The sequence below is a fragment of the Pseudomonas paraveronii genome (assembly GCF_963681955.1).
In the GTDB taxonomy this organism is placed as follows: Bacteria; Pseudomonadota; Gammaproteobacteria; order Pseudomonadales; family Pseudomonadaceae; genus Aquipseudomonas; species Aquipseudomonas paraveronii.
Genome location: NZ_OY817130.1, coordinates 1,250,036 through 1,262,883, shown reverse-complemented (window position 1 = coordinate 1,262,883; position 12,848 = coordinate 1,250,036). Strand labels below are relative to the sequence as shown.

General features: G+C 60.3%; 9 protein-coding genes and 1 pseudogene. 3 read left to right on the top strand and 7 right to left on the bottom strand.

What is annotated here, in order from left to right:
- Positions 1-89: 89 nt before the first annotated feature.
- From U5A08_RS05625 to U5A08_RS05615, 3 genes are all read right to left on the bottom strand, one after another.
- Entirely contained in the window at positions 90-581 is a 492-nt protein-coding gene (locus U5A08_RS05625) for a CS1 type fimbrial major subunit (protein WP_253393555.1), read from the bottom strand.
- Between the two features lie 403 nt (positions 582-984).
- Complete coding sequence (locus tag U5A08_RS05620) at positions 985-1,227, bottom strand: hypothetical protein (RefSeq protein WP_253393554.1); 243 nt, start codon at positions 1,225-1,227, stop codon at positions 985-987.
- Between the two features lie 12 nt (positions 1,228-1,239).
- Positions 1,240-1,719 (bottom strand): hypothetical protein, encoded by a 480-nt coding sequence (locus tag U5A08_RS05615; RefSeq protein WP_253393553.1) that lies wholly within the window; start codon positions 1,717-1,719, stop codon positions 1,240-1,242.
- 400 nt (positions 1,720-2,119) lie between these two features.
- Here U5A08_RS05615 and U5A08_RS05610 point away from each other — a divergent pair.
- A pseudogene (locus tag U5A08_RS05610) lies at positions 2,120-2,374 on the top strand (transposase); the annotation flags it as partial.
- A gap of 474 nt (positions 2,375-2,848) precedes the next feature.
- Here U5A08_RS05610 and U5A08_RS05605 read toward each other — a convergent pair.
- Positions 2,849-8,551 (bottom strand): membrane-targeted effector domain-containing toxin, encoded by a 5,703-nt coding sequence (locus tag U5A08_RS05605; protein WP_321850674.1) that lies wholly within the window; start codon positions 8,549-8,551, stop codon positions 2,849-2,851.
- Between the two features lie 158 nt (positions 8,552-8,709).
- On the opposite strand from U5A08_RS05605, the gene U5A08_RS05600 reads away from it, so the two are divergent.
- Together U5A08_RS05600 and U5A08_RS05595 are read left to right on the top strand one after the other, a co-directional pair.
- Entirely contained in the window at positions 8,710-9,279 is a 570-nt protein-coding gene (locus U5A08_RS05600; protein ID WP_253393551.1) for a PadR family transcriptional regulator, read from the top strand.
- Complete coding sequence (locus U5A08_RS05595) at positions 9,276-10,043, top strand: siderophore-interacting protein (protein ID WP_253393550.1); 768 nt, start codon at positions 9,276-9,278, stop codon at positions 10,041-10,043. Before U5A08_RS05600 ends, U5A08_RS05595 begins: the two co-directional genes overlap by 4 nt.
- Before the next feature lie 14 nt (positions 10,044-10,057).
- Here the strand turns inward: U5A08_RS05595 and U5A08_RS05590 are convergent, their stop codons facing one another.
- The 3 genes from U5A08_RS05590 to U5A08_RS05580 form a co-directional block, all read right to left on the bottom strand.
- Positions 10,058-11,029: a fimbrial protein gene (locus U5A08_RS05590; protein WP_253393549.1), complete on the bottom strand. Its 972-nt coding sequence runs from the start codon at positions 11,027-11,029 to the stop codon at positions 10,058-10,060.
- A gap of 195 nt (positions 11,030-11,224) precedes the next feature.
- Positions 11,225-12,190 (bottom strand): fimbrial protein, encoded by a 966-nt coding sequence (locus U5A08_RS05585; RefSeq protein WP_321850672.1) that lies wholly within the window; start codon positions 12,188-12,190, stop codon positions 11,225-11,227.
- Between the two features lie 98 nt (positions 12,191-12,288).
- The gene (locus tag U5A08_RS05580) at positions 12,289-12,837 is read right to left on the bottom strand and encodes a fimbrial protein (protein WP_198729777.1); all 549 of its coding nucleotides are present in this window, start codon (positions 12,835-12,837) and stop codon (positions 12,289-12,291) included.
- Between the last annotated feature and the right edge of the window lie 11 nt (positions 12,838-12,848).

The window sequence follows — 12,848 nt, the reverse complement described above, 5'->3', positions numbered from 1 at the left end:
GAACTGCAAACCATCGGGGAACCGACCACAGGCAATATCGCCTGTGGTCGGGTGATCAATAAGGCCAGGCCTTATCGAGTGCCGGGCGCTTAGAAAGTGGTGCGCGGCACGTTGTCGAAGATCACGGTGGCGACGCTGGTGTAGAGACCGGCCTGGGTGTCCGCCGGCTTGGCGGCTTTAATGGTCATCAGCTTTTGCAGGCCAGGGTTGGACTCTGCATCGGCGGCCACTTCTTGCGGGGTGCCGGTCAGGGCCACGGAGCCCAGGCTGATGGTCAGCGCAATGGAGTCCGTACCGTTGGTGAGCGCTGCCGGACCATCCTGCAGGTAGGCATCGATCGAGCCGCCGGTGTTTTTCAGGGTGAACATCGAAGACAGGGTGCTCAGCTCACCGGTCACGGTGTTGTAGGTCATGATTTCGTCACGACCGAAGTTGGGGTCCAGAGGCTGGGCGTGGAACTGCTTGGTCGGAATATCGGCCTTGATGTTGATCGTGGTACTTGCATCGTTGGCGGCCATGGCAGCCGAAGAACCCAATACCGCAACAGCCAGAGGGAGCAGAACAGCAAACTTCTTGATCATGCTTGAATACCTAATAGTCATTTAAAGGAAGGCGGTTAACTCAAAAGCAAGTCAAGACTCACTTCCAACTAACACCTGGGCATCAGGTTCATTTTTTATGAACCTTCACCGCCGCAAATAATCGACCAAATCAAGCTCAACGTAAGCAGGCACGCTCCGAGAAACATGCAGGCCAATAGGCCATTACGCTGGAGGAAGAAATACAATAAATACGACTTTCAAAAAAACAACTGTAAGATTTGAGTGACACACAGATAAATCAATAAAAGCAGCACAGATATAAAAACCAACTTAGCCGATAAAGCCGCGACTGTAGTATTGAAACTACATGCGAGCATTGCTCTATACGTTCAAACTGTGCGGCACCGGCTGACCTCGGTGAATGAGCGCAAACGCCTCCCCTTCAGCCAACCCGCTCAAACCGCCGCCGCTTCAGGAACAACCCCACCCCCAGCGCAACGGCAAAGATCGACAGCAACCCCAGATCAAACCCTAACAAGCGGATTTGGCCCGTAGCAACGCAGCCGGCCGCGCCCCCCACCACTAACAGCACCCCTAGCCATTTGCGAAGCAGATATGCCTTGAGAAACCGGTCGAGCAGAAAGAACAGCACCAGGGCAATGACCAGTTGGATAATTTCAGACATGTGCATCTCCAGTCAGGTCTTGATGATCAGTGTCGAGCTGGAGCGTTGCGGGCCGATGCCGCCGCTGACCTGCGCCTCGATGCTGACCAGTACGTCGCCGGCATGATAGGTGGGCAAGATTTCATTGGCGTACATGCGCACACCGGCGCCTACAGGAACACCGACGTATGGGGAGGCCACAGCAGAGGTGGCACCAGCGAAGGCACTGGCAGCAAGGTTAGCGATCTTGGTGCGTTGGGCATTGAGAACATCGCCCTGCTGCCGGGTCAGCGGCTTGGAGATGCCGATCATCATCACGCACGGCAGGCTCTTGGCCAACATCTTGTCGTACACCTCGACGACCTTGTTGTTGACCTCATAGTGGGCTCGTCCTGCCTCGCCAAAATGCAGCTCGCGCAGGCGCCCGCGTTCGCTGTCGGTGAGGGTGATCTGCGATACGTTGAAAACGATCCCGTGATTGCCCATGTATTGAAAAGTCCCTTCGAACTTCATTGCACGCATCCTTTCGAGCCAAAGGCGGGGATTCTCTACAAGGAATGCATCGAACTCAAATCATTTCGCCCTTGCCGGCAACGTGTGTTGGCTGGACGCTTACGCTTTCTTGCCAAAGCCGCAAAACAGGTGTCAGACCACAGTCACAATACTGTTGGTCTGCCGCCTATTTTCGCTCGTTCTCACGTCCGCTTCGGCCATACAAAGTCACACCTCCCCCCATCAGGCACCCGCTCCAAATAATCCTGATGCTCCGGCTTACTGAACATGTTTGAGCTTGATCACCTGCTCGATCAACAACGCTTTGCTCGACTGCTCGGCGTGGCTCTCACAGATAATCGGCCCAGTGACCCCGCCTATCCCTACGCAGCCGCCCATTCACCTGCAAAAACAACTGCCTAAGGCGACTCTGCTGGGAATCAGCAAACGAGGCGATAAGAACCTCAGAAGATTGTTGGTGCAGTGCGCCAGGGTTTACATGCTTAGGCTGAAATATCAGCACGGCGCTCTGGCCGATTGGGTGCGCTCAATGCTCTGTCGTCGCCACTCGAACGTCGTGGCATGCGCTTTGGCCAACACGCTGGCACGAATCGCATGGGCGATAGCGGCTCACCATACGCAATTTGAAACCGGGCCAGAGGCTTTAGCTGCCTGAAGCTGATGTTGTGCTGTGCTAAGAATCACCCACCTAGGTTTTGCGATGACTGAACAATCGATGACGTGAACGGCCCACCGGCCTGGCAAAGAACCTGTGTCGAAAATCGGCTTTTCAAGCCGGTACACTTTTAAGGATTGCCAGGCGCGACTCTCATTGTGGCGCGGAGCGTGCTCCAACCAGACGCCGGATAGATTTAGGCAAGCCAACTAACCATCACTGATCAGCATTGCAAAAAAGGGGGTGACCATAGATTTTCGACTTTGGCGTCGGGTCGCATCATGAGGGGCTGGCACCAGAAAAGAATCGGGAGCACAGCACCGGATTTAAACTTGAGGCTTTGAATGTGTGGGTGATGGATCGCTTACAATCACCATCGTCGGGTGGGCTAGAATATCGCAATTCGTCAATGATCTGGACAACGCAGTGGACTCCCCTTCCCCCCTGCCGCATGCCGACAGGGGGGGGCCAGACCTACTGGACGTGCGTGAGCTTGAGCACCTGATCGAGGGCGCTGAGCAGTCGTTCGAACACGGTAAAGCGCTCGTCCTTCAGTTCTGCCCAGCGTTCGATGAAGAAGCGGCCTTGATCGTCGATCTGGATCGGCGTGGTGAGGATCTCGCCACTGCGCGAGTGATGCACCAGGTTCACTTCGTGGGGTGAAAGCTGCTCGACCATGAACTGTCCCGGTCGCGTCAAGCGTGAACGATCGGCGGGCACATAGGCGGGAGGAGGACGCTTGCCAGGGATGCCGACACTCAAGGTGAAGTCGCTGCGGATCGCCGTCAACCGGTTGGGGTACAACGACGAGCCGTAGGCCACTGTCCACTCCAGCCCTGAACGCAACTCGGTGGTCGTGCCCGTCGGTACATCGAATGTCCGCAGGCTGATCGCGCCTTGCGTTTGGGCCACCCCGGCAATCCCTTCGACCGGATACACATGGCCGTTCCCCATGTGCGCCACCCACTTGTGCGCGCCCTGGGCGACCTGGTCTTGACGGATGACCTCGCTGGCGAAGAAGTTGAACATCGACGTCCGCGACGTGCGCGGTTCGCTCATGCCCTTGGTGTAGTAGCTCGATACGCAATCCAATGCGCGGATGCGCAAGCCGTGCTTGCCCGCCACCTCCACCACGCTGGTGTAGGTGTGCGGCCCCAGGTACTCGATCATGTGGCCACGGTCGAGGGTCCACAGGTGGTCTTTGAGCGGTTTGGCCAACACCCCGGTTTGATGGAAGGCATCCAGGTGCGCCTGGTGCAGGTCGGTGAACAGGTGCTCCATGTACAGGGTTTTGACCCCCTGCGCCTTGAGTACGCTCATCTGATCGATCAGCAGGGCTTTGCTCGATTGCTCGGCGTGGCTCTCGCAGATGATCAGCCCTGGGGCGTGTTGGTAGCTGCGTTCGATAAAGTCGGCAGGCGTGGTGTTCGCCGGCAGGTCCGGCAAGGTGGGCCGGGGTGGCAGTTCATGGGTTTTGAAGAACTCCTGCGCGCGCTTGTTCAGGCGGTCGCGGGTTTTCCGGAAGGCGTTTTCGGCGGCGGCGATTTTCGGGTTGAGGGAGCCGTAACGGGTGTCGAACGGATGCGGGTCTTTGCCCATTTGGTGCAGTTCGTGGGTGAACCGTGGGTCGATATCGAAGTCGCTGAAGGTGTTAGCCGCGCGGGGTGCGCTGAGGAACACAGGGGGCGCGCTGTAGGAGGTTGGCAGGGTCAGCTTGAAATCGGCTTTGGCCAACGGGTCGTCGGCGATCGAGCCGGGCACGTCGTTCCAGATGCCTACCGGCTGGCCGGCGGCGACGTCTTCAACGCGCACACTCAGGGTCTTTTGCAGGTCGGCCAACCCTGGGGTCTGTGTGTGCGTGTTGAGGCGGCGGCTGTCGACCAGCGCGACCCAACCTTCGCTGGGTTTTTCGGCGAGGTCGGCCTCGATCAGTTTGTGGGAATAAAAATTGCGCTGGGCGTTGGGTCGCGGGCTGACCATCGCACCGTTACTCAGGTTGAAGGCTTTGTCCACCTCGTAGCCGGTGGACGCATCCAGCGCACAGACGGCGATTTTTTCGCGGCGCGCGGCAAGGATCAGGGCGCGATAGGAGTGCGGCGAGTCTTTGGCGATCCCCAGGGCTGCCTCGACTTTTTTCAGATAGTCGCCGATGTGCCTGTAGCTGCCGCCGGCGTTGAACTTGTCCAGTTTGGCCCGGAACAAGTCGCCCGGCAGGTATTCGATATACAGGCGCCGCACGCCCTGCTCGTAGAGGGTGGGCATGTTGTCGATCAGCAGTTGTTTGGCGGCGAGCGAGCCAGGCACCGCGCCCAGCACCAAGCCTTGGTTTTCCTTGAAGGCGCTTTCCAGGATATGCCGATGGCTCGCGTTCACTTCCAAGGCCAGCACATCGGCCCTGGGGACGATGGGTTTGAGCTGGGCGAAGAAGGTGTCGGCGTCGCTGCGCAACTGCAGGTATGCCTTTAAATACGGAGCCCGTAGCGAGCTCATTTCATAGGTCAGCAGGCTGTCGCGGGTGCCCTCGCCTAACAACTGATCGACACTGGAGAGTTGCCCAAATTCCAATGTCATCACGGTTTCATAGTCCTTGGCCTGTTCGATCGGCACTTCATAGCGCTGCAACGCGTGGGGTGTCGGCAGCGCGCGTTTCGGCGCGCCGCCGGTGAGGCCCGAGCGCACCCAGCGCCCCTCGACCGTCTGGTTGACCAGGCGCGCGGTCGACAACAGTTTGCCGCTCACCGGGTCTTGGCGAAACAGCAGATAGCGGCCCAAGGCATCGGGTTGCTTGGGCGCCCATAACGGCCGGCCTTCGAATAGTACGGCCTGCATAGCGGCGGGCGCGGGGGTCGGGGGCTGCAATTGTTTGATCAGCGCCATGGCCTCGCGCGGCGCGGCTGGGCGCATGAGGTGGCGCATCGGCCGCACCAGCGGGCCGATGGACTTGAGTGCCGGGCGCAGGTCGGTGAACACCGCGCCAAGGCTGTTGCTCAGGTAGCCGACGAAATGTTGCAGCGCGGCGTCGGTGTCGCCCTGGTTGTAGGCGTGCAGGGCGAGCATGCCGTCCTTGAGCGCCAGCAGCAGGCCCAGGCTCAGGCTCAACACCGGGAACGGCGCGGTCGCAATCGCGATCAGCGGTTCGAGGCAACGCCAGACCAGGCCCATGATCATGTCAGTGCGATTGACCGTGGTGGCGGCGACGTCGTCGATCTTGCGTTGCAGCTTCATGTCGTGCAGCAGGTGACGCAGGTCGAGCACGGGCGGCACGCGCTCGATCGTGTCGTAGCGCGCCAGGCTCAGGTCGGTGCTGTTGAGGTCTGCGGGCAGGCCGGCCTGGGCGGTTTGCAGAAAATGCCGCACGCGCACCTGGGACTGCACCGTGACGCGGGTGCAGAAGTAGTCGAGCATGCCGTCGACTTTTTTCAGCAGGTAGTTGAACTGCCTGGCTTCACGGAAGAACACGCCGTCCGGGGCCTGCGGCGTATAGAGCAACACCGGGTTCGCGGCGTGGCTGAACAGCAGGGTGTCGATCACCCAGTCGCCGTCGATCATCAGGCGATGCACGCGGTAGGTGCTGCGCGTCTCGACCGAGGTGTCGTCCAGGCTCTGGATGGCGCGCTCGAGCCAGTCCAGATCGACCTGGACGATATGGCCTTTGAGGCGCGACTCCAGCGCCGCGCTGCGCAACTGCAACTGGTTGATGGCCAGCGTTGCATCGCGGCGCAGGGCATAACCGGGGCTGGTGGGGTTTTGCAGTTTGGCCTGGACTTCATCGGCGTAGCGCTGGCCGATCCACACGCCGCGCACTGACAGCTCGACGTTGCGTGGCGTGAGCTTGCTCAGGTCGACCCCGGCCGGGCCCATGAAGGTGGCGACGGTTTCGAACTTGGCGTCGAGAAACCCCAGGGATTCCTCATAACCATCGCGATACAGCCGGGTATAAGTCACGGACGCGGGGCGCGTTAACGCCGGGAAGTTTTTGGGGTATTGCACCCACACCGTATCGGGGTCGACATCGTTTTGCCGCTGGCGGCCGAGCAGGGTATTGAGCTGTGCCTTGGCCTGGGCATGCAGGAATCGCTCGAAGGTGATGAAGCGAGCGTCGGACAACGGGTGCTGTGCGTAGGTGTTGGCGGCGCCTTCGGCCTGCTCGGCCAATAGCGTCAATTGTCGGCGCTGGGCCTCGCTGGCCGCGCGGTACCACGCTGGGGTGCCCCAGTGGTAATCGTCGGTCTGCACCGCCAGCAGTTGGCCGCGCAAGGCCTTGAGGCAGTCGGCGTGGCTGCTCGCCTCGCTGAAGGTGACCTGACGGTATTCCTGGTGTGCCGGGATGAAGCCCAGGCCGGTCATGAAGGTGTGCAGGCCCGCACGGGACTTGAGGGCGACTTGCTCCAGCAGATAAGCGCGCATGGCGTCGTCTGCACACCACGCGAGGAGGTGGGCCTGGCACAGCACTTCTGAGTCGAACCCATGAAACTGCTGGGCCTGGGGCGCTTCGGGGGTACACAGCAGCAAGCGCGTGAGGCCGCCCTGCTCGTCGCTCTCGCGCAGCAGCCAGAGGTCTTTGAGCACGTAGCCATTGAGCGCCACGCTGCTCGCGCGCAGTTGCGCGTCGGTGCCGCGACGCAGGCGGGTAAAGCGTTGATAGTCGGCCTCGGTGATGTGGTGTTGCAGCATGGCGGTGTAGGCCAGGGCATTGAGGCGGCGGTCGAGCATCTGTTCGATGGCGGCATGGATCTCGGGTTTGGCGTAGTACTCGCGCCGCACGGTTTCAAACGCCACACGCGGTTTGAGGGTGTCGAGCAGGCCGACCAGATAGTCGGCGGTCAAGTCTTGATAGGCCTCGGGCAGCGGCGCGTCGCCATAGGTGAAGGAGGTATTGAGCAAAAACGTCGACCCGGCCAGTTCGTCGCCGCTGTGCAGGCCGCGCAGCGCCAGCTCGGTCAGGCTGTGTTTTTGTTCGTAGGTGCCGACCCTGGCCACGCTGCGACGCGTGCGCACGTGCAGGCGGTCGGGGTCCAGGTCGTTGATTTCCAGGTCAGTGGCCAGTTGTTCGAGCAACTGATAGCGCGCCAGGGTCTGCGGCGAGGCGGCATGGCCGAACAGGTTCAGCAGGGTTTGCCGAGCCTCGTCGTACTCGGTCAGGTGCCGCGCCAGAGCCTCGCGTTGGTGGCTGGGGGCGTTGCGGTACCAGGCCGGGGCGCTGTGTTCCAGGCAGCGGTCCAGCAGGCGTTGGGCGCGCAATTCCAGGCGCTGACTGAAGTCGGGCAACGCGGCGCGTATCGCAGCGTCCAGCTCGGCAAGCAGGTGTTGGGCGCTGGGGCCGGGGTTGTTCAGAGCCCAGTCGATATCCAGCGCGCGCTTGGCCAGCCGGGCGTCGTAGGTGTGTTCGCACAGCGGTTCGCCATCGATGGCCGCCAACAGCAGAGGCCAGACGCCCATGACGGACAGCCCCTGGTATTGGCGCGGCAGCAGGCTCATGAACTCCTTACGCCAACTGCCGACCGCCATCGCTTCGCGCAGTCGGCTGTTCATCTCGGCCAGCGAGCCAAACGACTCGAAGCCACGGGCCGGGGTAAACAGCACCACGAAGCCGACGTCATCCGCAGCGGTCAGTTGCGTGACCATGGGGGTGTTTTTTTCGGTCAGCACAAAGGCCCCGGCGAATTCGATCGTCTGCGCTTGGTAGGTGAAGGTCAGCGCATAGATGCCCGGTCGAAAGCTCGGCCCCAGCCCCAGGTTCTGCACCAGCCGGGCTTCTTCACGATGCAGCAGATAGTCCTGAATGTTGAGTTTGGCTTCCAGTTCCAACGCAACCAGGCCCGCGTCGTTGGCCATGAACGTGCGCAGGCTTTTGCTGCCCAGCACACCGACTTCGTCCAGCTTCTGCAACTGCGGCGTGAGGTCGCGTTTGAGCGTCGCCAGCCGTTGCTTGCCCTCGTCACTCTGCAGGTCGGCCTGGGCCACATCGGCGTACAGCGCACGATTTTTTTCGACATGCGCTTGCGTGTACGCCTTGAGCGTCTGGTTGAGTTTTTCCAACTGCTGCAACTCGATGGGGAGCGGCCGTTTGGACAGTAACGGGGTGTCGGTTTCGAGTAACTGGTGACCGATCTGATGCAGATAGCCCCGTATTTCCAAGGAGGTCGGCGAGTAAGGGGGGGAAATCAATGTGCTCATCGCACTGGCTCCATGCACATGGGAAGGGCTATCAGCATGCTGGGCGCATCACGCGAGGCGGTGGTAGTTAAGTAGGGCCGCGACCATTGGTCGACTGATCTTGAACGGCCTTAAGATATATCTTAAGTTATATCTTAACCAGAACGGAGAGGCCCAAAATGAGAGAGCATGATTCCCACCACCACGGCGACGGCCGAGACGGCTTCGAAAAACGCCCCGGCCGCGAACGCGGCGGCCGCGGCCCACGCGTGTTCGCCCCCGGCGACCTGAAGTTGCTGTTGCTGGCGTTGATCGCCGAACAGGCGTGCCACGGCTACGACTTGATCCGCCAGATCGAAGGCCTGTTCGACGGCGCCTACAGCCCCAGCCCCGGCGTGATCTACCCCACCCTGACCTTTCTTGAAGAAAGCGAATTGATCAGCGGCGACGCCGAAGGTGGAAAAAAACGCTACACCCTGACCGACGCCGGTCGTCTTTCTTTAGTTGAGCAGGCGATTGCACTGGAAGGCGTGCGCATGCGCATCGATGTCAGCAAACGCTCGCTGCGCGGCCATGATCGCCCGCCGGAAATCCACGAGGCGGTGCATAACCTGCGCCATGCCCTGCAACTGCACCATGGGCGCTGGAGCGCCGAAGAAATCGCGCGCGTCGCCGCGTTGCTCAACAGCACCGCCCGCGCCATCGTCGACGGCCCGGCCGTTCAACCTGTCCAGGGGAAAACCCAATGAATACGCCCGTCATCCATCGCGTCACCCACGAAATCAAACGCCGTCGCCTCGACGTGCTACGGGTGGTCGATATCACCCCGCGCATGCGCCGCATCACCCTCGGCGGGCCTGAGCTGGCGGGGTTTGTCAGCCTGGGCAGTGACGATCACATCAAGCTGATGTTCCCGCAGAACGCCGCCGAGCAGGCCGCGCTGCAAAGCCCGACGTTCAGCATCAAGGGCGATGGCCCGCAGCCGGCGATGCGCGACTACACGCCACGGCGTTTCGACCTCAGCCTTGGCGAATTGGATATCGACTTCGTGCTGCACGGCGATGGCCCCGCCTCCACCTGGGCCGAACAGGCCCAAGTCGGTCAGCACCTGTACATCGGCGGCCCACGGGGCTCGATGATCGTGCCGGATATCTTCGACAGTTACCTGCTGATCGGCGACGAAACCGCCCTGCCCGCCATCGCCCGCCGCCTCGAAGAACTGCCGACCGGGCGCAAGGTGCTGGCGGTGATTGAAATCGCCGATGCGGCCGAGCAACAGGTGCTGCAAAGCGCGGCCGAGGTGGAAGTGATCTGGGTGCTACGCGGCCAGGTTGACCTGCTCGACACCGTGCGCACACTGACGTTGCCGAGCGGCGCGCTGTACACCTTCGTCGCGATGGAAACCAAGCTGTCGCGCCAGGTGCGTCGGGTGTTGCTGGACACGCACAAGGTCGATGAAGCGTTCCTCAAGGCCGTCGGTTACTGGCGTGCCGAGGGCAGTGAGGAAGAATGAGCCTGGCGCGGGTGTTACGGCACCCCCATCACCAATACCCCGCTGCCGCTGGTGGCGCCAGCGGCAGGTAGCGACCCCGCGCGCCGAACCAGAGAAAACGTCACATCGTCGCCCCCCACGCTGTTGGTAATGTGGGTCAGGAACGAACCGTTGACTGGAACCGCAGCCCCCCCACGGAGAAGGGCAGTGCCCACGTCCGGATTGGTCATCCTCAGCAGGCGTGTATCGAACGATGACGGGCTGCCTTTGTAGGAAATGGTTATCGGCGTGGTAATCCCGCCGTCCGGGCATGAGTAGGTAAGCCTGCGGTCGCTGCGAATCGTCGTGGTCAACGGATCGGCGCCGATGGCCCGCTGGTGGACGTTGCCGAAATTGATCTCGATCGGGTTGTTATTGTTGATCGTGCAGGTTGATGGGGAGATGGAGAAGTTATTGGCGGCGATATACGTCAGGGCAAGCGCTGAACTGCCGGAGTTATAATTATTGGTCTGGTCGAGGTTTAACCTTCCGAGGACATCGCCTATTCGAACATCGATGGGGTTAGTCGGATTGTTGCGTATCAAAATATACGGCGTTACATCGACCGGAACCCCTACGCCGTTATTAGGCATGGTCGTCATTCGAATACCATTCGGAACAGGGGTGTTGTAGTAGCTTCCATTTATGCGTAGACCGGTGCCTTCGCGGGTGAATTTGGGACCGGGCACCCAGGCGGGACCGACTCTTGCCGACGTTGCCCAGTAGTCCGTATACCAGGGCTGGCTACCACCAAAACCGGAGAATCGGCACTCCAACCTCACCCCTTCGAGCATGATCCGGGTTCTGTCCGCCCCCAGCTGGACGGTGACAGGGACTTGCAGGTTGAGCGTCCCGCCGGCGCCTACAAAATTCCACGGCCCGCCATTTACACGACAATCCGTTGCTCTCGCGATCGTACTGAAACCCATCAGGACGAACAGCGCCATCGCACTATAAAGTTGTTTCATGTTGATCTCTCTTGCGTCTCTACCCAGGCATTGCCCAGCGAACATTCAGCCAGCGCTTTAAAGCCGCCCTGGGGTGAGGTGAGGTTTATCTGAAGCGGTTTCCGGACTACGAGTGGCGGGTCACCACAACGGTTGTTCCAGCGTAAAAGTAGGCCGCTGGTCGTCTCGACTAAAACGAGAAAACGAGTGGGAATGTCACGGTACCCCCATCACGAGTACACCGCTGCCGCTGGTGGCGCCAGCGGCAGGTAGCGACCCCGCGCGCCGAACCAGAGAAAACGTCACATCGTCGCCCCCCACGCTGTTGGTAATGCGGGTCAGGAACGAACCGTTGACTGGAACCGCAGATCCCGCACGGATGAGGGCGGTGCCCACGTCCGGGTTGGTCATCATCAGCAGGCGTGTGTCGAACGACGACGGGCTGCCTTTGTAGGAAATGCTTATCGGCATGGTAATCCCGCCGTCCGGGCATGAGTAGGTAAGCCTGCGGTCGCTGCGGATCGTCGTGGTCAACGGATCGGCGCCGATGGCCCGCTGGTGGACGTTGCCGAAGTTGATCTCGATCGGGTTGTTATTGTTGATCGTGCAGGTTGACGGTGTGATGGTGAAGTTGTTGGCAGCGGTGTAGGTAACCGAGATCCTTGCCGTATTGGCGTTGTAGTTGTTCGTGGCGGTGAGACGCAGGATTCCAAGCGTATCCCCTGCTCGAATATCGATCGGATTGGACGGATTGTTGCGTAGCAGAATATAGGGCGTGACATCGATCGGATAACCTCTCAGGTCGTCAGGCAGCGTGGCGAACCGTATTCCATTCGGGATAGGAATATTTCGGTACGTTCCATTGATTCGTAAACCGGCCCCTTCCTGGCTGAATTTGATACCCGGTACCCAGGGGGTCCCCGCCGAGCTACCCGTTGCCCAGTAGTCCCGCCGGGAAGACGGGCTTTGCGAGCCTCTGGAGAACCCACATTCAAGCCGTGCGCCTTCCATCATTATCCGTGTACGATCTGCGGCCAAGGTCACCGTAACAGGGACCCGTAGGGGGAGTTCCCCGACTATCTCTGTCCACTGTCCGCCATTCACACGGCATGTAGCGGCGCTTACGATCGTACTGAAACCCATCAGGACGAACAGCGCCATCGCACCATAGAGTTGTTTCATGTTGATCTCTCTTGCGTCTCTACCCAGGCATTGCCCAGCGAACATTCAGCCCGCGCTTTAACGCCGCCCAGGGGAGAGTTGAGGTTTGTCTGAGGCGGTTACGGATAGTCCAGCGTAAACGTCGAGGTCACCGTGAACAGGCCATGCCCGATGGTTTGATCCCTGATCGCATCCGGCTCGCCCTGCACATAGGCCTTGAGTTCGATGACATTGTTGCCATTACTCAACACCTGTTCATCGCTGACGGTATTGAGCGGCAATGGCTTGTTGCTCGGCGTCTCTAAACCGACCCCAATACCTGACGCACCGCTTCCACCGTCCAGCGCGAACAATCCGGGGAGCGCCATGTTTTCCCTACCGCCGAACGTGATGGTGACCGTGTTGCCAATCGTGGTGTCGCAGTCCTCCAGGTGCAGTTTGAAACCCTTCCCCTGTGAGCGCGTGTTGATATAGAGGTGCTTGCTGGTAACGTCCCAGAGTTCCAGGGTGATGGCCTCGTCGCCAGGGCGGATCGTACAGGCCTCTTCAACCAGGTTGCCCTTGAAACTCAGGTTATCCGCCGCCTGCCCCGCCGGGATCAGGCCGAAGATCAACAGCCATGCCAGTCCGGCACATGGCCAGCCTTTATGAAGCATTTCATGTCGCATGGGCTCAACTC

Coding starts and splice junctions, on each gene's coding strand:
- U5A08_RS05615 (WP_253393553.1), bottom strand. CDS start 1,719: ATGAAGTTCGAAGGGACTTTTCAATACATGGGCAATCACGGGATCGTT.
- U5A08_RS05590 (WP_253393549.1), bottom strand. CDS start 11,029: ATGAAACAACTTTATAGTGCGATGGCGCTGTTCGTCCTGATGGGTTTC.
- U5A08_RS05625 (WP_253393555.1), bottom strand. CDS start 581: ATGATCAAGAAGTTTGCTGTTCTGCTCCCTCTGGCTGTTGCGGTATTG.
- U5A08_RS05580 (WP_198729777.1), bottom strand. CDS start 12,837: ATGCGACATGAAATGCTTCATAAAGGCTGGCCATGTGCCGGACTGGCA.
- U5A08_RS05620 (WP_253393554.1), bottom strand. CDS start 1,227: ATGTCTGAAATTATCCAACTGGTCATTGCCCTGGTGCTGTTCTTTCTG.
- U5A08_RS05600 (WP_253393551.1), top strand. CDS start 8,710: ATGAGAGAGCATGATTCCCACCACCACGGCGACGGCCGAGACGGCTTC.
- U5A08_RS05605 (WP_321850674.1), bottom strand. CDS start 8,551: ATGAGCACATTGATTTCCCCCCCTTACTCGCCGACCTCCTTGGAAATA.
- U5A08_RS05585 (WP_321850672.1), bottom strand. CDS start 12,190: ATGAAACAACTCTATGGTGCGATGGCGCTGTTCGTCCTGATGGGTTTC.
- U5A08_RS05595 (WP_253393550.1), top strand. CDS start 9,276: ATGAATACGCCCGTCATCCATCGCGTCACCCACGAAATCAAACGCCGT.